We start from the raw sequence: 19,424 nt of genomic DNA, 5'->3' as shown, positions 1-19,424 counted from the left end.
GTCGACGGGCGCGCGAAGATGGCTGGAAAGCGGACATTTTAGTGCGGTGGGTGCTGAATTGGTTTTTGGCTGCTTTGGTCCAGCCGGGGGCTGCCTGCGCGTGGGAAAGCCATCTTGCGCGTGCAATTGGGCGGCGTGGCCTCACGCATTGACGGCCGCAGTGTTTCGCTCAGTGTTTGGTACCGGTCATCACACGCAATGATGCCGTCGGCGTGCTTGCGGAACGTGTCCGGCCACAGCCTCGGCGCGCGGCCTCTCGCTCACGCGCGCGACACGGGCCGAGCCAGCGCCACCGCGACAAGCCCCGCCGCGCCCGCCAGCAGAGCGCCCGCCGCCAGTGACAACGCAGGCGTAAAAGAGCCCGTGTGAGCGGCGATCGGCGCGGCGACGAGCGGTCCGGCGATCTGCCCGAGGCCGTAAGCAGCCGTCGCGTAGCCCATCAGGCCCGCCGCGTCGTCGCCGTGCAGGCGGCGCGCTTCACGCATCGCGAACAGCGTGATCGCGGTGAACGGCAAGCCGATCAATGCGCTGCCGAGCGCGAAGCCGCCCGCCGTCGGCGATACGATGCCCGCAGCAATGCCGAGCGCCTGCAGCACATAGCACCCTGCGAGCAGCACGCGGTTGTCCCAGTGCGACGGCAGGCGCGCGCCCGCCAGCGCGCCCGCGACGAGCGCGGCGCCGAACATCGGCCAGAACAGGTCCGGCCACGGAGAACCCGCCGGCAACGCGGCGCGGGCGATCACGGGCAGAAACGTCGCCGTGATGATGTAGCCGAAGCCCGGCACGCCGTAGAGCACGATCAGCCAGAACGCATCGGCGCGATGCAGATGCACCCGGTGATGCTGCGCGTGGCTCTTGGGCGCTGCGCTGCGTGCGGTTGTCTTGACGGCTGGCGTCGAGGCGAACGTGCGCCACACGAGCGCGGTGATCACCGCCGACGCGAGCCCGAAACCAATCCACCCCGCCGACGCGCCGTATCCGCCCGCCGCGCTGACCAGTAAACCCGTGGCCGCAATGCCGAAGCCCGGCCCCGTGTAGATCACCCCGCCCCACTCGTTCGCGCCGAGTTCGGCGAGCCGCCGCAAGCCCCATTGCGACGCGAACACGAACGTCCACGCGCTGACGGCGCCCGCGACGAAGCGCACGACCGCCCAGACCCAGAACTGATGGGTGACGCCCATCGCCAGCACGAGCAGGACCGTCAGCGCGAGGCCCGCTTTCACCATGCGCGCGGCATCGATGCGCAACGCCGCGCACGCGATCGCGCCGAGAAAATAGCCCCCATAGTTCAGCGACGCGAGCCAACCGCCATGTTTGATATCGAGGCCGCCGCCGTGAAGCATCAGCGGCAAAAGCGGTGTAAAGGCGAAGCGCCCGACGCCGAGCGCGACAGCCAGCGCCGCCATGCAGGCGAGCGCGGCCCGGCGGGCGGCAGCAGGTGACGCGCGAGTCTGAAAGTGGTGCGTGGCGAGGTCGGTCATTGCGGTGGCTTGGCTGCGAGTGCCCGCCGCGCGAAAAGCGTGCGGCAGACGTCAGGTTGTCGAGCCAATCGTAACTTGACCGCTTAATCTCATAAAATGAATAATACGGATAGATTTAATCTCATCGAGAGATTCATGGATCTTGCCGCCCTGACCATCTTCCGCGCCGTCGTGCGCGAGAACGGCGTGACACGCGCCGCCGCGAAGCTCAACCGCGTGCAGTCGAACGTCACGACGCGCATCAAGCAGCTCGAAGAGCAGCTCGGCACGGAGCTTTTCATCCGCGACGGACGCCGGCTCGTGCTGACGCCCGCCGGCGAAACGCTTTTGCCTTATGCAGAACGGCTGCTCGCGCTCGCCGACGAAGCGCGGCACGCGGTCAAGGACGCCCGGCCGAGCGGGCGCCTGCGTCTCGGCACGATGGAAAGCGTCGCCGCGAGCCGGCTCCCCGGGCTGCTCGCGCAATACCATCAGACGTGGCCGGACGTCTCGCTCGAACTGGAGACGGGAACGTCGCGCAAGCTGATCGATCGCGTGCGCGAATTCGAAGTGGACGCCGCGCTCACCGCGACGCCGCCCGACCCTGCATGGCATGGCGATCTGTTCGAGGCCGTGCCCGTATTCCGCGAGGAACTGGTGATGCTGACGCCGCGCGGCCATCGCCCGATCCATCATGCGAGCGATATCGCACTGTCGACGCTGATCGCATTCGAGCAGGGTTGCGCGTATCGGATTTACATCGAGAAGTGGTACATCGAGCATGGCATCCGGCCGGCGCGCGTGCTCGAGCTTGGGTCGTATCACGCAATGGTCGCGTGCGTGGCGGCCGGCGCGGGCGTCGCCGTCGCGCCGCGTTCGGTGCTGGCGCTGCTGCCCGAATCTAACGATATCGCCGTGCATCCCCTCGACGAGATCGGCAGCATCGACACGCTGCTGATCTGGCGGCGCGGGCATTTCTCATCCGCATTGAATGCGCTGCGCGGCATGCTCATCGCGAGCGGCAACGTGCCTGATCGGAGCGTCGAAGCGCTGGCTGGATTGTGAATTGCCGTGCGAAGCCAACCTCTCTTCCGCCAGCCTTGAGCGCACCGCGCGTGCCGCTCACGCCATTCCGTCCGATGAAAAACAAAAAGCCGCGAGTCTTGTCGACCCGCGGCTTTTTATTCGTTGGATGCGAACGCTGTTCGGAGCGACGGCTTAGAGTTGCGCTTCCACCCAGCCCTTCACGCCTGCCAGAGCAGCGGGCAGATTGGCGGGCTCCGTGCCGCCCGCCTGCGCCATGTCGGGACGGCCACCGCCCTTGCCGCCGACCTGTTGCGCGACGAAGTTCACGAGTTCGCCTGCCTTGACCTTCTTGCTCGCATCGGCTGTGACACCCGCGATCAGGCTGACCTTGCCGCCTTCGACGGACGCGAGCACGATGGCCGCGCTTTTGAGCTTGTCCTTGAGCTTGTCCACGGTTTCACGCAGCGTCTTGACGTCCGCGCCTTCCAGCGTCGCCGCCAGCACCTGCACACCCGATACGTCGATCGCCTGGCCCGCCAGTTCGTCGCCCTGGCTCGACGCGAGCTTCGACTTCAGCGCACCCAGTTCTTTTTCGAGCGACTTCACCTGGTCCTGGACCATCGCAATGCGCTGCGTCAGCTCCGACGGCTGCGCCTTCAGCGCGGCCGCTGCCGCGGTGATGCGCGCGTCCAGTTCCTGCACGTAGCGCACCGCGTTGTCGCCCGTGATCGCCTCGACGCGGCGGATACCCGCCGCGACGCCGCCTTCCATCACGATCTTGAAGAAGCCGATGTCGCCCGTGCGGTGCACGTGTGTACCGCCGCACAGCTCGCGCGAGAAGCCGAGATCCAGCACGCGCACTTCGTCGCCGTACTTCTCGCCGAAGAGCGCCATCGCGCCGCCCTTCACTGCTTCGTCGAACGGCATGACGCGCACGATACCCGGCGCGTTCGCCAGCACTTCCGCATTGACTATTTCTTCGACACGGCGGATTTCGTCGTCCGTCATCGGCGCGTTGTGCGCGAAGTCGAACCGGGTCTTGTCCGCGTCGACGAGCGAGCCCTTCTGCTGTACGTGGCCGCCGAGCACTTCGCGCAGCGCCTTGTGCATCAGGTGCGTGGCCGAATGGTTGCGGGCCGTGCGCGCGCGGCGGATCGCGTCGATTTCCGCCTTCACGACGTCGCCGACCTTCAGCGTGCCCTGCTCGAGGGTGCCGTGGTGGCCCACGACGTCCGCCTGGACCTTTAGCGTATCGGCGACGGCAAAGCGGAGGGCCGCATTCGCGAGCACGCCCTGATCGCCGACCTGGCCGCCCGATTCCGCGTAGAACGGCGTGTGATCGAGCACGACGACGGCTTGCTGGCCCTTCGTCACTTCGTTGACGGACGCGCCGTCGACATAAAGCGCCGTGACCTTCGCGTCGTCGAAGACGATTTCCTCGTAGCCGTGGAACGTGGTCTTTGCGCCCGAGTATTCGAGGCCCTGCGCCATCTTGAACTTGCCGGCCGCGCGCGCCTGTTCGCGCTGGCGGGCCATCGCTTCGTCGAACGCCGGTTCGTCGACGGTGACGCTGCGCTCGCGGCACACGTCCGCCGTCAAGTCCAGCGGGAAGCCGTAGGTGTCGTGTAACTTGAACGCGACTTCGCCGTCGAGCGTCTTGCCGCCCTTCGCTTCCAGGTCGGCCAGCGCGCCTTCGAGGATCGACATGCCGTGCTCGATGGTTTCGAAGAAGCGCTCCTCTTCCTGGCGGAGAACGTCCGTGACGCGTTGCTCGGCATCCTTCAGTTCCGGGTACGCGCCGCCCATCTGCGCGACGAGATCGGCAACCAGCTTGTGGAAGAACGAACCCTTGCGGCCGAGCTTGTAGCCATGACGGATCGCACGGCGCACGATACGGCGCAGCACGTAGCCACGGCCTTCGTTGCCGGGAATCACGCCGTCGACGATCAGGAACGAGCAAGCGCGGATGTGATCGGCGATCACCTTCAGCGAGTTGTTGGAAAGATCCGCGACTCCCGTTTCGCGCGCCGCGCCTTTGATCAGCGCCTGGAACAGGTCGATCTCATAGTTGCTGTGCACGTGCTGCAACACAGCCGCGATCCGCTCGAGGCCCATGCCCGTGTCCACGCACTGCTTGGGCAGTGGCGTCATGTTGCCCTGCGCATCGCGGTTGAACTGCATGAACACGAGGTTCCAGATTTCGATGTAGCGGTCGCCGTCTTCTTCCGGCGATCCCGGCGGGCCGCCCCACACGTCCGGGCCGTGGTCGTAGAAGATTTCCGAGCACGGACCGCACGGGCCCGTATCGGCCATCTGCCAGAAGTTGTCCGATGCGTAGCGCGCGCCCTTGTTGTCGCCGATGCGGATGATCCGCTCGGTCGGCACGCCGACTTCCTTCGCCCAGATGTCGTAGGCTTCGTCGTCTTCCTGGTAGACGGTGACCCAGAGCTTTTCCTTCGGCAGCTGATAGACGCCCGTCAGTAGCTCCCACGCGTAGTGGATCGCGTCGCGCTTGAAATAGTCGCCGAACGAGAAGTTACCGAGCATTTCGAAGAACGTGTGGTGACGCGCGGTGTAGCCGACGTTCTCCAGATCGTTGTGCTTTCCGCCCGCGCGCACGCTGCGCTGCGCCGTCGTGGCCCGCGAGTACGGACGCGATTCGGCGCCGAGAAACACATCTTTGAACTGCACCATGCCCGAATTGGTGAAGAGCAGCGTCGGGTCGTTGCCGGGCACGAGGCTCGACGAACGGACGATCGTATGGCCCTTCGATTCGAAGAATTTGAGGAATTTCTCGCGGATTTCGGCGGCTTTCATAGCGTGCTTGTGGGGACGGTCCTGGCTTGAGCCGACGGCTGCGGAAGACTGACCGGCCGTCGCAATGGATTGTTTCCTGAACGGTCGATTATACGGGATCGGCGCGCCCGCGCGGCGGCGCGGCGCGGGTTGCGCGCGCCATTGGCCATTCGGCCGGTTTTTGCCGGCAGCACCGACAGGAAAAGGTCCGCTGCGTCATTTGTCCTATGCCATCGGGCCGAATGGGCCGGCCCCGGCTAATCGCTTAAGATGCAACACATCGTTGAATCGGGCACCCGCATGCCCCATCACATTGGAGACATCGACAGACCATGGGCGCACTCAGTCATATCCGCGTGCTGGACCTTACCCGCGTGCTCGCCGGTCCGTGGTGCGCGCAAACACTCGCCGACTTCGGCGCCGACGTGATCAAGGTCGAGCGGCCTGGCGCCGGCGACGACACGCGCCACTGGGGCCCGCCGTACCTGAAGAAGCCGGACGGCGAGGACACGCGCGAAGCCGCCTACTACCTCGCGGCGAACCGCAATAAGCGCTCAGTCACCGTCGATATCGCCACACCAGAAGGGCAGGCGATCGTCCGCGAGCTGGCGGCGCAAAGCGATATCGTGCTGGAGAACTACAAGGTCGGCCAGTTGAAGAAGTATGGGCTCGACTATGAGTCGCTGAAGGCCGTGAAGCCGGACATCATCTACTGCTCGGTCACGGGCTTCGGACAGACGGGCCCGTACGCGCAGCGCGCGGGCTACGACTTCATCGTGCAGGGCATCGGCGGCTTCATGAGTATCACGGGCGAGCGCGACAGCCTGCCGGGCGGCGGACCGCAAAAAGCGGGCGTTGCCATCGCGGACCTGATGACGGGCATGTACTCGACCGTCGCGGTGCTGACGGCGCTCGCGCATCGCGAGCGCACGGGCGAAGGCCAGTACATCGACATGGCGCTGCTCGACGTGCAGGTCGCGATGCTCGCCAACATGAACTCGAATTTCCTCGCGAGCGGCAAGCCGCCCGTGCGCTGGGGCAACGCGCATCCGAACATCGTCCCCTACCAGACGTTCCAGACGAGCGACAGCTGGATCATCGTCGCCGTGGGCAACGACGGTCAGTTCCGCAAGTTCGTCGAAGCGGGCAATCGCGCGGATCTCGCCGACGACGACCGCTTCGCGACCAACCCCGAGCGCGTGCGCAACCGTGAAATCCTCGTGCCGATCCTCGCCGAGATGGTCCGCGCGCGCAGCAAGCACGAATGGATCGACGCGCTCGAAGCGGCAGGCGTGCCCTGCGGCCCGATCAACGACCTCGGCGAAGTCTTCGAAAACGAACAGGTGATCGCGCGCGGCATGCAATTGCAATTACCGCATCCGTCAGGCGGCACGGTGCAGCTGGTGCGCAACCCAATCAGGATGAGCGCGACGCCGCCCGAAGCGCACGCCCACCCGCCCACGCTCGGGGAACATACGGAGGCGATCCTGCGCGATGTGCTCGGGTATGGAGACGACCGGATCAACGCACTGCGGGATCAATCGGTGATCTGATGGACGGTGGCCGATTGCGAGAAGCTGCGCGGGTCGTACCTGCGCGAGGCTGCGCGAATAGAAGCGCCGCCTGGTCGGCCGGCGATCCTACGCCTACGCAGGAAGCCGCGCCCCGAGGTGGCAGCGGCTTGCGCGCAGAGGCAGTGGGCCCCAAGTCGACGGCGCGGATCGAGAAGGCGCAAAAAGGCGCGAGAAGGCGCGACGAGCCGCGCCAGTGGCTCACGCCATCGACGCCAGCCACCGCTGCCCTACTTCCCAGTCGCCCAGCCCGCTTTCGGCGTTGATATGGCCGCGCGGACCGATGTTCTCCCAGCGGCTGCCCCACGCCGCCGCGCAAGCCTGCGAGAACGGCACGCCGCCATACGGATCGTCGGTGCTGGCGACCACGATCGATTTGAACGGCAGCCTGACCAGCGGCACAGCGCCAAAGCCCGAAGCATCCGGGGGGAATTCAGGCCCAGCCGGGTCGGGCACTGCGACGAGCAACGCACCCGCCACTTTGGCGAGCCCTCCGTCCGATGCATGACGAGCCGCCCAGAATGCGATCGTCAGACACCCGAGGCTATGCGCGGCAAGCAGAACGGGCGCCTTCGACGCGGCGACCGTCGCGTCGAGCGTGTCGCACCATGCTTCGCAAACGGGATGATCCCAGTCGTGCATCGCCACGCGCACGAAGTTCGGATACCGCGCCTCCCAGCGGGTTTGCCAGTGCCCCTCGCCGGAGTTCATATAACCCGGCAACACGATCACGCTCTGCTGCTCCGACGCCATTGCTTTCCCCGTTCCTCGTCTGATTGTCAAAAGGCGGCGCGGCCGCCAGCGCTATTGAATCACACGGCCCACGCCCGCGCCGCGCGGATCGGCGGCCGGGTGCGGAGTCGTGCCGTCGATGCGGATCATCTGCACATCGCCATTGAACTCCTGGCCTTGCAGCGTGTAGCCGCGCGCCTTCAACTGCTCGGCCAGCTCGCCGTCGATGGGATGATATGGCTCCCAGTAAATCGTCTTCTGCGGCAGCAACTGGTGATGAAAGCGCATCGCGGCAAGCGCGTCAGCGGGCGGCATGTTGAAGTCGTACAGGTCCGTCATCACCTGGAAAATCGACGTGAAGATGCGCGAGCCGCCCGGCGTGCCGATCACGAGTGAAACCTTGCCGTCCTTTAGCAGGATGGTCGGCGTCATCGACGAAAGCGGCCGGCGGCCCGGCGCGATCGTGTTGACGTCGCCGCTCGTCACGCCGAACTGGTTGGGCACGCCCGCCTTCGACTCGAAATCGTCCATTTCGTCGTTCAGCGCGAAACCACCGCCGTCGACCACCACGCCCGAACCGAACGGCCCGTTCAGCGTATAGGTGTTCGACACCGCGTTGCCCCACTTGTCGACGACGGAGAAATGCGTCGTTTGCGCCCTTTCGGGCATCGAGTCGCCGAGGCCCGGTTTCACGGGCGCGGCGCCCGGCACCTCGTCCGGCGTGATGTCCTCGACGCGCTTCGCGAGGTACCCATCGTCGATCAGCTTGTCGACGGGGACGCGGTACGCATCGGGATCGCCGATGTATTGCTGGCGGTCGGCGAACACGCGGTCTTCGATCTGTGCGACCAGATGGATGTACGGCTCCGAATTCAGCGCGACTCCGTCGAATTGCGGCTTCAGGTCCGCCTTCATCTTCAACATCTGGATCAGTCCGATGCCGCCCGAGCTCGGCGGCGGCGCAGTGACGATCTGGTGGCCGTTCCAGCTCGCCGTCACCGGCTGACGCCAGACGGCCTTGTACCGCACGAGGTCGGACTTCGTGATCAGGCCGTGCCCGTACATCTGCCTCGCGATCAGGTCCGCCGTCTGTCCCTCGTAGAACTCGCGGCCACCGCCCGACGCGATCCGCGTCAACGTCTGCGCCAGTTCAGGCTGGCGAAACAGCGCGCCCGCTTTCAGGTTCGAGAAATACGCGTCGAAGTTGGTCTTGCGGCCGAAGCTCTGCGAAGCAACGTCGCGGCGCTTGTGCAGCCAGTCATCCACCGTGAAGCCGTCCGTCGCGTACTTGATGGCGGGCGCGAGCACCTGCTTCCACTTGAGCTTGCCAAAACGCTTTTGCGCTTCCCACATGCCGTCGACGGTGCCCGGCACGGCCACCGCGCGATGTCCGATGGTGCTTATGCCCGTGATCACGTTGCCCTTGTCGTCGAGGTACATGTCGCGCGTCGCGCTTTGCGGCGCCTTTTCGCGGTAGTCGAGAAAGTATGGCTTGCCGTCCACGTAGAGCGTCATGAACCCGCCGCCGCCGATATTGCCCGCATCCGGGTACGTGACGGCGAGCGTGAAAGCGATCGCGACGGCGGCATCGACGGCATTGCCGCCTGCCGCGAAAATCTGCTGCGCGGTCTCGGCGGCGTAGCGGTCGGGCACGGCGACGGCGGCCGCGTCGAGCGCGGGCTTCGGCTGTGTCGTCTTCGCCTCGGCATGTGGCGACGCGACGAAGCTCGCCGTCAGTGCAGCCGTGCACACGAGCGTCGCGACGAAACGCGCAAAAAGTCCTGATCGTCGCGTTGCTGCTGTTGCGGCACGCTCGCCGTCGAAGCGGACGACACGTCGGGACCCGGGCGCCGCAGAAAAAACTGCGGCGTCGGCACATGAATCGGCATGGGCGCCAGCATGCGTTTCGACATGCCGATCGGCGCCTGGAAGCGCGCGAGGCGCGCGCAACGTCGGAAGGAACATCCGGGGAACTCCGGGATCGATGGACCTGCAACGCATGCGCAGCGGCAGTGGCCCGCTTGCGGCGGGAACAGGTCGCGTAACGCGGCGCAACGGGCGGCCGCACACACGCGACGCGCGCCCGAGCCCGCGACAGAATAACGGAAAGGCGGCGACGGCCTGGAAGCACGCCAGGGGCGCGCCACCCCAAGCGCGCCCGCGTGCATCGCCAGCGGAAGGCAGGCAAGCTCTCGGCTCGGCAAACGCACGAGCGGGACGCGTCGCTCGCGTGCACAGTGGCGCGCGACGCATCCTAAGCGCCCAGGTCGGCCCGAGCCAACGCGATTTACGTCCTGTTACAGCGTCCTCCCGACCCCGAAAACACCGCGCGGGCCCGCGACTGCCGGCTGCGCGCCGCACACCGCAAGGCTAAAGACTGTTCTCGAAGGTGTCGTCAGGTAGAATTGACAGACTAACGGACGCATATAGTGCCCAGGACCGACCTTCTCCTTCTCGCATGAACAACGAACGCAAAGACGCCGAGCGCAACGACGCGCCGGCTTCCAATTTCATCCGCAACATCATCGACGACGACAACCGCTCCCATAAGTGGGGTCAGCGGGTGGAAACGCGCTTCCCGCCCGAGCCGAATGGTTATCTGCATATCGGCCATGCGAAGAGCATCTGCCTGAACTTCGGCATTGCGCAAAGCTACGGCGGCGTCTGCCATCTGCGTTTCGACGACACCAATCCGGAAAAGGAAAGCTTCGAATACGTCGATTCGATCATCGACGCGGTCAAGTGGCTCGGCTTCGAGTGGAACGCTGACGGCAAGGAGCACCTCTACTTCGCGAGCGACTACTACGACAAGCTCTATGAGTTCGCCGAATTGCTGATCTCGCGCGGCAAGGCCTATGTGGATAGTCAGACGGCCGAAGAAATCCGCGCGAATCGCGGCTCCGCGACGGAAGTCGGCACGCCGTCGCCGTTTCGCGAGCGCAGCGTCGACGAGAACCTGGACCTGTTCCGCCGCATGAAGGCGGGCGAGTTCAAGGAAGGCGAGCACGTGCTGCGCGCGAAGATCGACATGTCGTCGCCGAACTTCAACATGCGCGATCCCGTGATCTATCGGATCCGCTTCGCCCACCACTATCGGACGGGCGACAAGTGGTGCGTGTACCCGATGTACGACTACACGCACTGCATCTCGGACGCGCTCGAGAACATCACGCATTCGCTGTGCACGCTCGAGTTCGAAGACCACCGGCCGCTATACGACTGGATCCTCAACGAACTCGCCGACGCCGGCATCTTCACGCGCCCGCTGCCGCAGCAAATCGAGTTTTCGCGCCTGAATCTCACGTACGCGATCACCAGCAAGCGCAAGCTGCTGCAACTGGTCAACGAAGGCCACGTCGACGGCTGGGACGATCCGCGCATGCCGACCATCGTCGGCGTGCGCCGCCGCGGCTTCACGCCGGACGGCATCAAGCTGTTCTGCGAGCGCATCGGCATCACGAAGGTCGACTCGTGGATCGACATGAGCGTGTTCGAAGGCGCGCTGCGCGACGATCTCGACGACAAGGCGCCGCGCGCGACCTGCGTGCTCGATCCGCTGAAGCTCGTCATCGACAACTACCCCGAAGGCCAGACGGAAGAATGCAGCGCGCCCGTGCATCCGCATCATCCCGATCGCGGCGTGCGCACGTTTCCGTTTTCGCGTGAACTGTGGATCGAGCGCGAAGACTTTAACGAAGCAGCGCCGAAGGGCTACTTCCGGCTGTTCCCGGGTAACAAGGTGCGTCTCAAGTACGGCTATGTCGTCGAATGCACGGGCGCGGACAAGGACGAGAACGGCAACCTGATCGCCGTGCATTGCAATTACTTCCCGGACAGCCGCTCGGGCACGGAAGGCGCGAACAACTACAAGGTGAAAGGCACGATCCACTGGATCAGCGCATCGCAGGCCGTGCCGGCGCAAGTGCGCCTATACGATCGCCTGTTCAAGGAAGCGCAGCCCGACGCAGGCGGCCGCGATTTCCTCGAAGCGCTCAATCCGGATTCGAAGCGCGTCGTGCAAGCCTACGTGGAGCCCAGCCTGCGCGACATCGAGCCGGAGCAGCGCTACCAGTTCGAGCGCCATGGTTACTTCGTCGCTGATCGCTACGACACGAAACCGGGCAAACCCGTATTCAATCGCATTGTCAGTCTGCGCGACAGTTGGGGGAAGCCGGCGTAAGCTGATTGTGTGGTTGAGTCACAGGCGGTATGCGGCGCTTTCTACGCGCCCATGCCGGCGAGCCACACCGCGGACGATACGCTGCGACGGCATGACGGTGCAGCCGGGGTGATTGCTGCCGGCCCAGGGGAAACGATGAAGGTTGCAATCAAACAAAAACTGGTGGCGCTCGCGGCTGCCGCGGCGGTTGCGTCGCTGGCTGCGCCCGCGCGCAGCGACGAACTGACGGGCACGCTGAAGAAAATTCATGACGATGGCGTGATCACGCTCGGCGTGCGCGAGGCGTCGATCCCGTTCTCCTACTCCAACGGCGATCGCACGATCGGCTATTCGCAGACGATCGCGCTCGCGATCGTCGAGGAAATCAAGAAGACGCTCGCGATGCCGAACCTGCGGGTGCGCGAAGTCACGATCACATCGGCGAATCGCTTTCTGATGCTGGTCAACAACCAGATCGACCTCGAGTGCGGCTCGACCACGCATACGCGCGAGCGCGAGAACGTCGCTGCGTTTTCGAACAGCTTCTTTCAGTACGCGGTGCGGATGATCGCGCGCAAGAACGCCGGCATCGCCGACTTCCCGGACCTCGCGGGCAAGCCGGTCGTGACGACGGCGGGCACGTCCGACGAGCGCCTCGTGCGTCAGTTGAACAGCGCGAAGCAGCTGAACATGCGGATTGCAAGCGCGAAAGATCATTCCGACGCGTTCGCCGCCGTCAAGGCGGACCGCGCGGTCGCGTTCGTGATGGACGAACCGATTCTGTACGGCTTTCGCGCGACCGACCCGCGCCCCGACGACTTCATTGTGACGGGCACGCCGCTTGGCTATGAAACCTACGCGTGCATGTTCCGCAAAGGCGATGCGCCGTTCCGCGACATCGTGAACCGCGTGATCGCGAGAATGCAGACGTCGGGCGAGGCCGAGCGCCTCTACAACGTCTGGTTCACGCAGCCGATTCCGCCGCATGGGATCAACCTGAACTACCCGCTGTCCGCGGAAATGCGCACGCTGTTCGCGCATCCGAACGACAAGGCGCTCGACTGACGCGCTGCGCGTGTAGGTGCGCGACGCCTCGCGAGCGCTACCGTTCGGCCACCAGCGTCCCGTGCAGTTCGGCGAGCGATAGCGTCGTCTGAAAGAGCCGCGTGAGGCTGCGGCTCGCGTAGTGCTGCACTTCGTCGGGTGTGCACCAGCGGAACGCGTCCATCTCGGGAATCATCTCGCCGTCCGAGCGGCGCGGAAACATCGACGTGCAGACGCAGCGCGTGAGGTCCAGTTCGTCGGAGCGAGCGCGCGCAGCGAACAGATGCAGGTCCTTGTCGCGCCGGTAAACAAACAGGCCGAGGTCCGTCAGACGCCCGGCCGCCACGGCGATACCCGTTTCCTCCTCCATCTCGCGCAGCGCGGTGACGTGCGGCGCCTCGCCTTCTTCGCCCTGCCCTTTGGGAATGTCCCAGTGATCGGTTTCCGTCGCGTGTGCAAGCAGCACGCGACCGTCCGGATCAAGCAGCACGACGCCGCAGGAAACCGTGCGCGCGCTCAATGTTTCTTCTGCATGACCCAGTTGCCCGTGCCCTGCCGGCAGAACTGCGGATTCAGATTCATCGACTGCCCTTTCGCGCTCAATACGACATGCAGCGACCGGCAGGTGCGGTCGCCTGTCTTCGACGTGGCGTCGGGCGTCAATTGCGCCTCGATCTTCGTGCTGTTGCGCAGGCCGTCGTTGTTCCAGGTGGCCGATTCGCCATCCTGCTTCTTGTCGAGCGTGTCGAACGCAGCCGCTCTGAGCGAATCATTGTCGGCCTGCTTCATGTAGGCGATCGGCGTGTCGTTCAGAAAGCCGAGATTGGCGGCATTGGCGCCGACTGCGCTGGCGAGCAGCAGCCCGCCCAGCGAGAGTTGAAACGCGGCTCGGGTTCTCATCGACATGGAGGATTCTCCGAAAAAACGAATTCAGGCAGGATCGGCGCAGCACCGCGCGATCTGGACCTCAAAAGGATAGCACGCCGTTCCCGCGTGTATGGTCGTTGGACACGTGCTGGCGGACGCGATCAAGCTTCGGCCGAAGCTGTATTGAGATAGCGAACCGGCCGTCGCCCGTCCGTCGGAAAGCTGCCCGACCATTTTTAGGACATCTCTCATAGGCGCTGGAGTACGCGATCCCTAACATGAGCCGAGTCAAATCCAACAGCTTCCCCCGCGCTCACGCGCTGCGACTTCCGTTCATGGACCTCTCGTTCGCTCTCCAGTTCTTCACTGCGATGCTGATGCTGATCTGCGTCGTTCTCGGCGCCATCGTGATGCGACTCGATCCGGTACCGACCCCGACCATCGCGCGCGTCCACGGCATGCGTCGCAGCAAGTGGCCCTGCGTGCTCACGCGAGTGGGTCTCGCATGCCTGCTCGCGTCGTTCGCGCTGATGCTCGGCGGCTGTTATCTGCTGCTGACAATGTGAGCGCCGGCCTGCTGCTCGGGCGCGTCGGGCTGATACCCGTCCGTCAGCGTCTTAAGAAACGCGACCACATCCTTAATCTCTGATTCGTCCAGCGCAGGCTTGTCGCCCGGCTTGCGATCGAATGGCGGGTCGGTATTCAGATTCGCCCAATACTGCTTCGGCAAATCGTCGAACTTCTGCACCTTCCCTTTTACGACCGGGTAGAACTTCTCCGGGTTCGTATCACGCTCCGCATAGAAACGGACGACCTCTTCGAGCGAGTGATAAATCCCATTGTGGAAGAACGTCTTGCGCAGTGCGACGTTGCGCAGCGACGGCGTGCGGAAGATGCCGCAATACTCGTCGCGTCCCTTCAGATCGGCCCGCTCCGGACCACATGCGCCCAGATCGTAGAAATGCGGATCGCGGTTCACTGGCAGCGCGCGATTGCGCGGCACGCCGATCGCGATCAGGCCGAAGTCGGTGAACGCGGGCGCCGCGCCGTCGAGCGCGCGCTGGCTGATGTGGCAGCTTGCGCAGTTGCCCTTCGTTTCGTCGTTGAAGAGTTGCAGCCCGTGCAGTTCGGCTTTCGTCAGTTGGGCTTTGCCAGCGAGATACGCGTCGTACTTGCTCGAATACGGATAGAACAGCTCAGGCGTCTGCTCGAAGACTTCGAGCGCCTGCAGCACGGCCTTGAACGTCGCGTCGTCGCTATCGAATACCTGCTCGCCAAACGCATCGCGGAACTGCTTCGCGTACGGCGCGGCCTTCACGGCCGCGGCCACTTTCTGCGGACTGCTGCCCATTTCGAACGACGACGTCAGCGGCATGCGCGCCTGTTCGTGTGCGCTATTTACGCGGCCGTCCCACATCAGGCCGCCCGTCGGGCCGGCGTCGACGCTTTCGTCGCCCTCGTCGTCCGAATCGTGGTAGTGCTCGTTGAACGACGGCACGTTCTGCAGATACTTGATGCTGGGCGCCGCACGCAAGCCCTGCTGGCGCATATCCAGCCCGCCCAGTTGCACGGCGAGGGCATTCGGCGGACCGAACGCGTGCTGCGGGTTGTGGCACGACGCGCACGCGAGTTTGCCCGCCCCCGACAGCGACGGATCGAAAAACAGTTGCTTGCCGACGGCCGTCATTTTCCTGACGGTCTCATACACCTGAGCGCGCGTCTGACCGCCCGCGGGAATCGCCGCAGCGCCGTCCGCCGATACTTTTTGCATCGCCGCGCCGCCGGCGGCCGTCGCTGTGCTTGCGGTCGCGTTCGCGCCGTCGCTGGACGTGCTTCGCGCGTCGCACGCGATCAGCATCGCCGACACGCATATCACGCCAAGCCATCCGGCACTCCACGCGCCGTTCGACAAACGCCCCCTTCGAATCCCTGCCACGTCCTGCTGCATATGTGTTGTTACCTGCCCGTGCTAATCGACCCGACGAGCGTATTTCGCAGAGATGTCGTCTAAATGACATAAAGCCGACGACGAATGAAAAACACAAGCCATTCAGAAGATCGAAGTAAGTAAATTAATCGTTCTGTCAAACAGCCCTGCGACACTCTCGCCGCCGGCTACCCCAATGAGGATCGCCGCGTGTCCCCAACGCGAGAGAGATAAATCAATGAACAAAAAACTGATCTGCGCGACGCCTATGGCGATCGCCGTAGCGGTCGGGCTGTACGCATGTGGTGGCGATTCGGATTCGAAGCCGACGTTGTCTTCCGTCAAGAACGTCGTGGTGATCTATGCGGAAAACCGCAGCTTCGACAACCTCTACGGCAACTTCCCCGGTGCTAACGGACTGCAGAACGTGTCGGCGGCGAGTTCGCGTCAGGTCGATCGCGACGGCTCGGTTCTGGCGACGCTGCCGCCCATCTGGAAAGGACTGACGATCGCGGGCGAAACGCCCGTCATCACGGAAGCGATGACAGCGAACTTGCCGAATGCGGCATTTGCGATCGACGATCCGAACGGCTTCAACCTGCCGCTCAACGTCACGACGCGCGACCTGTTCCACCGCTTCTACCAGAACCAGATGCAGATTCACGGCGGCAAGAACGACATGTTCGCCGCGTGGGGCGATTCGGGCGGGCTCGTGATGGGCCACTACACGGCCAACGCCGACAAGCTGCCGCTCTACAAGATCGCGCAGCAATTCACGCTCGCCGACAACTTCTTCATGGGCGCGTTCGGCGGCTCGTTCCTGAACCACCAATGGCTCGTGTGCGCGTGCACGCCGGCCTACCCGAACGCCAGCACGAGCCCGGCGAAGGGCCTGATCTCGGCGGTCAATCCCGATGGCGTCACGCTGACGCTCACGTCGACATCGCCCGCCTCGGCGTTGACGGGCATTCCCGCCTATGTCAACGACAGCAACCTCACACCCGACTTCTTCGCGGTCAACACGATGCAGCCGGCGTATCAGCCGAGCGGCAACAAGGCGGCCGCGGGCGGCGACGCGAATCTCGCCGACCCGAACAACGCGACGACGCTGCCGCCGCAGACCGCCCAGCACATCGGCGATCTGCTGAACAGCGCAGGCGTGACGTGGGCGTGGTATGGCGGCGCATGGGCCAATGCGCTGAGCGCGGCGCAGAACAACACGGCCAACGTGATCTATGGCCCGAACCTGACATCGCCCAACTTCCAGCCGCATCACCAGCCGTTCAACTACTTCGCCGATCTTGCGCCGGGCACCGACAACCGCGCGAAGCACCTGCTCGACGGCGGCGTGAACGGCTCGGAGTTCATCAAGCAAATCGACGCGGGCGCGCTGCCGCAAGTCGCGTTCTACAAGCCGCAGGGCAACCTGAACGCGCACGCGGGCTATACCGACGTGGCGCAAGGCGATCAGCACATCGCCGACGTGATCTCGCATCTGCAGAAGAGCCCGCAGTGGAACAACATGGTCGTGGTCATCACGTACGACGAGAACGGCGGCTTCTGGGATCACGTCGCGCCGCCGAAGGGCGACCGCTGGGGCCCGGGCTCGCGCATTCCGGCGATCATCGTGTCGCCGTACGCGAAGAAGGGCTTCGTCGATCATACGCAATATGACACGACGTCGATCCTGCGCTTCATCACGCACCGCTTCAATCTGCCGACGCTGCCGGGCCTGACCGCGCGCGACAACGCGCTCGTCGCCGCCGGCGGCCAGCCGATGGGCGATCTGACGAATGCGCTCGATCTCAAGCAGTAATCACGCAGGCGGGCCCCGCCTATAACGGGCAAGCAACAGTCGCGCATTCATCCACGTTCGATGCGCAACGCTTCGGGCAGCTTCGGCTGCCCTTTTTTATTGGCGTTCGATGGGCGCGCGATGTGGCGCGTGTTGGGCTGACGTCACGCGCCGCGCCGGGGCATTGCTGGAAATGCGGGAGTGGGAGGGGAAGATTTGCGCGGCAGCGGGCACCGAATGGGTGCCACGGCTCTCGACCTTGCGCATGACATCGAGTAGTTCGGCGCGGTGACTTTATCGGACGTTCGCCGAGCGACGACGGGAAGACGTCCTGATGGAACAACTTGATCACGTTGGCCGCATAGCCGTCAGCCCACGACTCGACCTTGCCTGCGTGCCAGCAAGCGATGCCCCCGATTTCGGCGAGTATCAATTGGAAAACCTGGGCAACACTGGTAAAGCAAGACGCCGTAAGCCCTTGACTTATTGAATTTTTTTGGGTGCTTCCGGGAAACGATCGAAATCTTGGCCCCCCCACGAGGAATCGAACCTCGATTTCAGGTTTAGAAGACCCGTGTTCTATCCGTTGAACTATGGGGAGGCGAAACTCGAATTCTAACCTGGCCGCAAGCGGCAGGTAGAGCGCGCGGCGCGAGGTCCGCAGCACGACAGCAGCCGGATCGTGCGCGAACCGCATGACATCCGCGTTGAAGGCCGCGCGCCGCGGCGTAGCAAAACTGCGACGCAGAAAAAATGCCCGGCAGCAGCGCCGGGCCCGGATTATAACCGATCGTGCCCCGCTATCAGACGGGCTGCGGATGCGTCATGAACCAGCCGAGAAACACCACGCCCGCAATGACGCAGTAAAGGCCGAACGACGCCAGCCGGCCGCGTCCTTCGAAATAGCGCATCAGGAAACGCACGCTCAGGTACGCGGCAACGGCTGTCAGCACGCCGCCCAGCAGCGCGTCGGCGAGCTGGTCCGGCGCGTGAAAGAGCTTCGGCAGTTCGAGCACGCCCGCCGCGAAAATAATCGGCGTGCCGAGCAGGAACGAAAATTCGGCGGCTTTCTCGGCGGTGAGCCCAGCGCCGTTGCCCGCGATCATCGTCAGGCCGCTGCGCGAGAAGCCCGGGATCAGCGCGCCGATCTGCGCCAGACCGACCAGAAATGCCTGCCTGAACGTCAGCTTCTCCGGCGCGCGATGCGCGCGCGAGCGCTGCAAACGATCGCCGAGCCACAGCAGGATGCCGTTGACGATCAGCGCGATCGCCACGATGCGCAGGTCGTGGAAAACGCGTTCGAGGCGCTTTTCGAGCACGAGCCCAACGAGACCCGCTGGAATCGTCCCGATGATGAGGGCCCACATCATATGACCTTCGTCATTGCGGCGGCCCGACAGCGACGCGAAAAAGCCGCCTGCGAGGGCAACCCAGCGCGCACGAAAGTACCACAGCAGCGCGAACGCGGTGCCCAGATGCAGGGCGACGAGAAACGGCAGCAACTGAGGCGCATGCTTGTCGATATGCATGCCGAAGAGAGCGGGAATGAGCAACGTGTGGCCAAGACTGCTCACTGGAAACAGTTCCGTGACGCCCTGCAGCACGCTCAAAAACATCAAAAACGACAGGCTCACGCGTCGCTCCTTTTCATTAGTAGGGAGGAAAGGCAGCTTGCCGGACAACGTGTCCGGCGTCTGAAGCGCGTCGATTATGCCTGGGCGATCCGGGCACGCCAAGGACAAAAATTCGCTTCTGGCGGAATCTTGCGGCAGTGCATCAAATCCGAAAGCATGATTACGGCGATGAAAGCAAAAAGGCCCGCCTTGAAGGCGGGCCCGTGTGCGGAGGCTGCGCGGACCGTCGATACGTGCCGACGGCTCAACGTGGAATCTCGTCGCCCCGTGTCAGCGTGTAAATTTATAAAAGAAATAAATCGTACTGCCCGTAAACATGCCGAACAGTGCCACGCTCATTGCCATTGCGAGATCCATCGCCCCTCCCGAAAACCGAAAGTTCGTATCCGGTCAGAACCGGTCGTCTTACACAT

At 64.2% G+C, this 19,424-nt stretch carries 15 protein-coding genes and 1 tRNA gene; 7 read left to right on the top strand and 9 right to left on the bottom strand.

The genetic code is table 11. From position 1 onward, the window contains the following. Positions 1-260: 260 nt before the first annotated feature. The gene (locus J8I87_RS26480; protein ID WP_209935023.1) at positions 261-1,481 is read right to left on the bottom strand and encodes a YbfB/YjiJ family MFS transporter; all 1,221 of its coding nucleotides are present in this window, start codon (positions 1,479-1,481) and stop codon (positions 261-263) included. A gap of 135 nt (positions 1,482-1,616) precedes the next feature. Between J8I87_RS26480 and J8I87_RS26475 the strand changes: the two genes are divergently transcribed. Next, complete coding sequence (locus J8I87_RS26475) at positions 1,617-2,525, top strand: LysR substrate-binding domain-containing protein (protein WP_209935022.1); 909 nt, start codon at positions 1,617-1,619, stop codon at positions 2,523-2,525. A 153-nt stretch (positions 2,526-2,678) separates the two neighbouring features. Here the strand turns inward: J8I87_RS26475 and alaS are convergent, their stop codons facing one another. Further along, positions 2,679-5,303, bottom strand: coding sequence for an alanine--tRNA ligase (alaS, locus tag J8I87_RS26470; protein ID WP_209935021.1), 2,625 nt, complete (start codon positions 5,301-5,303; stop codon positions 2,679-2,681). A gap of 311 nt (positions 5,304-5,614) precedes the next feature. Here alaS and J8I87_RS26465 point away from each other — a divergent pair, with 311 nt between their 5' ends. After that, positions 5,615-6,835, top strand: a complete 1,221-nt coding sequence (locus J8I87_RS26465; protein WP_209935020.1) for a CaiB/BaiF CoA transferase family protein — start codon at positions 5,615-5,617, stop codon at positions 6,833-6,835. Positions 6,836-7,054: 219 nt separating this feature from the next. Here the strand turns inward: J8I87_RS26465 and J8I87_RS26460 are convergent, their stop codons facing one another. Together J8I87_RS26460 and ggt are read right to left on the bottom strand one after the other, a co-directional pair. Continuing rightward, positions 7,055-7,606: an RBBP9/YdeN family alpha/beta hydrolase gene (locus tag J8I87_RS26460; RefSeq protein WP_209935018.1), complete on the bottom strand. Its 552-nt coding sequence runs from the start codon at positions 7,604-7,606 to the stop codon at positions 7,055-7,057. A 51-nt stretch (positions 7,607-7,657) separates the two neighbouring features. Then, entirely contained in the window at positions 7,658-9,550 is a 1,893-nt protein-coding gene (gene ggt, locus J8I87_RS26455) for a gamma-glutamyltransferase (protein WP_245254177.1), read from the bottom strand. 493 nt (positions 9,551-10,043) lie between these two features. Between ggt and J8I87_RS26450 the strand changes: the two genes are divergently transcribed. Beyond that, positions 10,044-11,765: a glutamine--tRNA ligase/YqeY domain fusion protein gene (locus J8I87_RS26450; protein ID WP_209935016.1), complete on the top strand. Its 1,722-nt coding sequence runs from the start codon at positions 10,044-10,046 to the stop codon at positions 11,763-11,765. Between the two features lie 135 nt (positions 11,766-11,900). Beyond that, on the top strand, positions 11,901-12,809 hold the full coding sequence (locus tag J8I87_RS26445) for a transporter substrate-binding domain-containing protein (protein ID WP_209935015.1): 909 nt from the start codon (positions 11,901-11,903) through the stop codon (positions 12,807-12,809). Positions 12,810-12,846: 37 nt separating this feature from the next. Here J8I87_RS26445 and J8I87_RS26440 read toward each other — a convergent pair whose 3' ends face one another. Together J8I87_RS26440 and J8I87_RS26435 are read right to left on the bottom strand one after the other, a co-directional pair. After that, positions 12,847-13,308, bottom strand: a complete 462-nt coding sequence (locus J8I87_RS26440) for an NUDIX hydrolase (RefSeq protein WP_209935014.1) — start codon at positions 13,306-13,308, stop codon at positions 12,847-12,849. Then, positions 13,305-13,694 (bottom strand): hypothetical protein, encoded by a 390-nt coding sequence (locus tag J8I87_RS26435; protein WP_209935013.1) that lies wholly within the window; start codon positions 13,692-13,694, stop codon positions 13,305-13,307. Before J8I87_RS26435 ends, J8I87_RS26440 begins: the two co-directional genes overlap by 4 nt. Positions 13,695-13,933: 239 nt before the next feature. On the opposite strand from J8I87_RS26435, the gene J8I87_RS26430 reads away from it, so the two are divergent. Next, a complete protein-coding gene (locus tag J8I87_RS26430; RefSeq protein WP_245254176.1) occupies positions 13,934-14,221 on the top strand; it encodes a hypothetical protein in 288 nt (95 codons plus the stop codon). On the opposite strand, the gene J8I87_RS26425 is transcribed toward J8I87_RS26430, so the two are convergent. Then, complete coding sequence (locus J8I87_RS26425; protein ID WP_209935011.1) at positions 14,200-15,603, bottom strand: cytochrome-c peroxidase; 1,404 nt, start codon at positions 15,601-15,603, stop codon at positions 14,200-14,202. The genes J8I87_RS26430 and J8I87_RS26425 overlap by 22 nt on opposite strands. A gap of 217 nt (positions 15,604-15,820) precedes the next feature. Between J8I87_RS26425 and J8I87_RS26420 the strand changes: the two genes are divergently transcribed. Together J8I87_RS26420 and J8I87_RS26415 are read left to right on the top strand one after the other, a co-directional pair. Next, positions 15,821-17,398: an acid phosphatase gene (locus J8I87_RS26420; protein ID WP_209935010.1), complete on the top strand. Its 1,578-nt coding sequence runs from the start codon at positions 15,821-15,823 to the stop codon at positions 17,396-17,398. Positions 17,399-17,711: 313 nt separating this feature from the next. Next, on the top strand, positions 17,712-17,867 hold the full coding sequence (locus J8I87_RS26415; protein ID WP_209935009.1) for a hypothetical protein: 156 nt from the start codon (positions 17,712-17,714) through the stop codon (positions 17,865-17,867). Positions 17,868-17,903: 36 nt separating this feature from the next. Here the strand turns inward: J8I87_RS26415 and J8I87_RS26410 are convergent. Then, a tRNA-Arg gene (locus J8I87_RS26410) sits at positions 17,904-17,978 on the bottom strand. 202 nt (positions 17,979-18,180) lie between these two features. After that, complete coding sequence (locus tag J8I87_RS26405; RefSeq protein ID WP_209935008.1) at positions 18,181-19,011, bottom strand: undecaprenyl-diphosphate phosphatase; 831 nt, start codon at positions 19,009-19,011, stop codon at positions 18,181-18,183. Positions 19,012-19,424: the final 413 nt, after the last annotated feature.

The sequence above is a fragment of the Paraburkholderia sp. LEh10 genome (assembly GCF_017814945.1).
Lineage (GTDB): Bacteria > Pseudomonadota > Gammaproteobacteria > Burkholderiales > Burkholderiaceae > Paraburkholderia.
The sequence above is the reverse complement of the archived record's forward strand: the minus strand, read 5'-3'. Positions and strand labels throughout refer to the sequence as shown.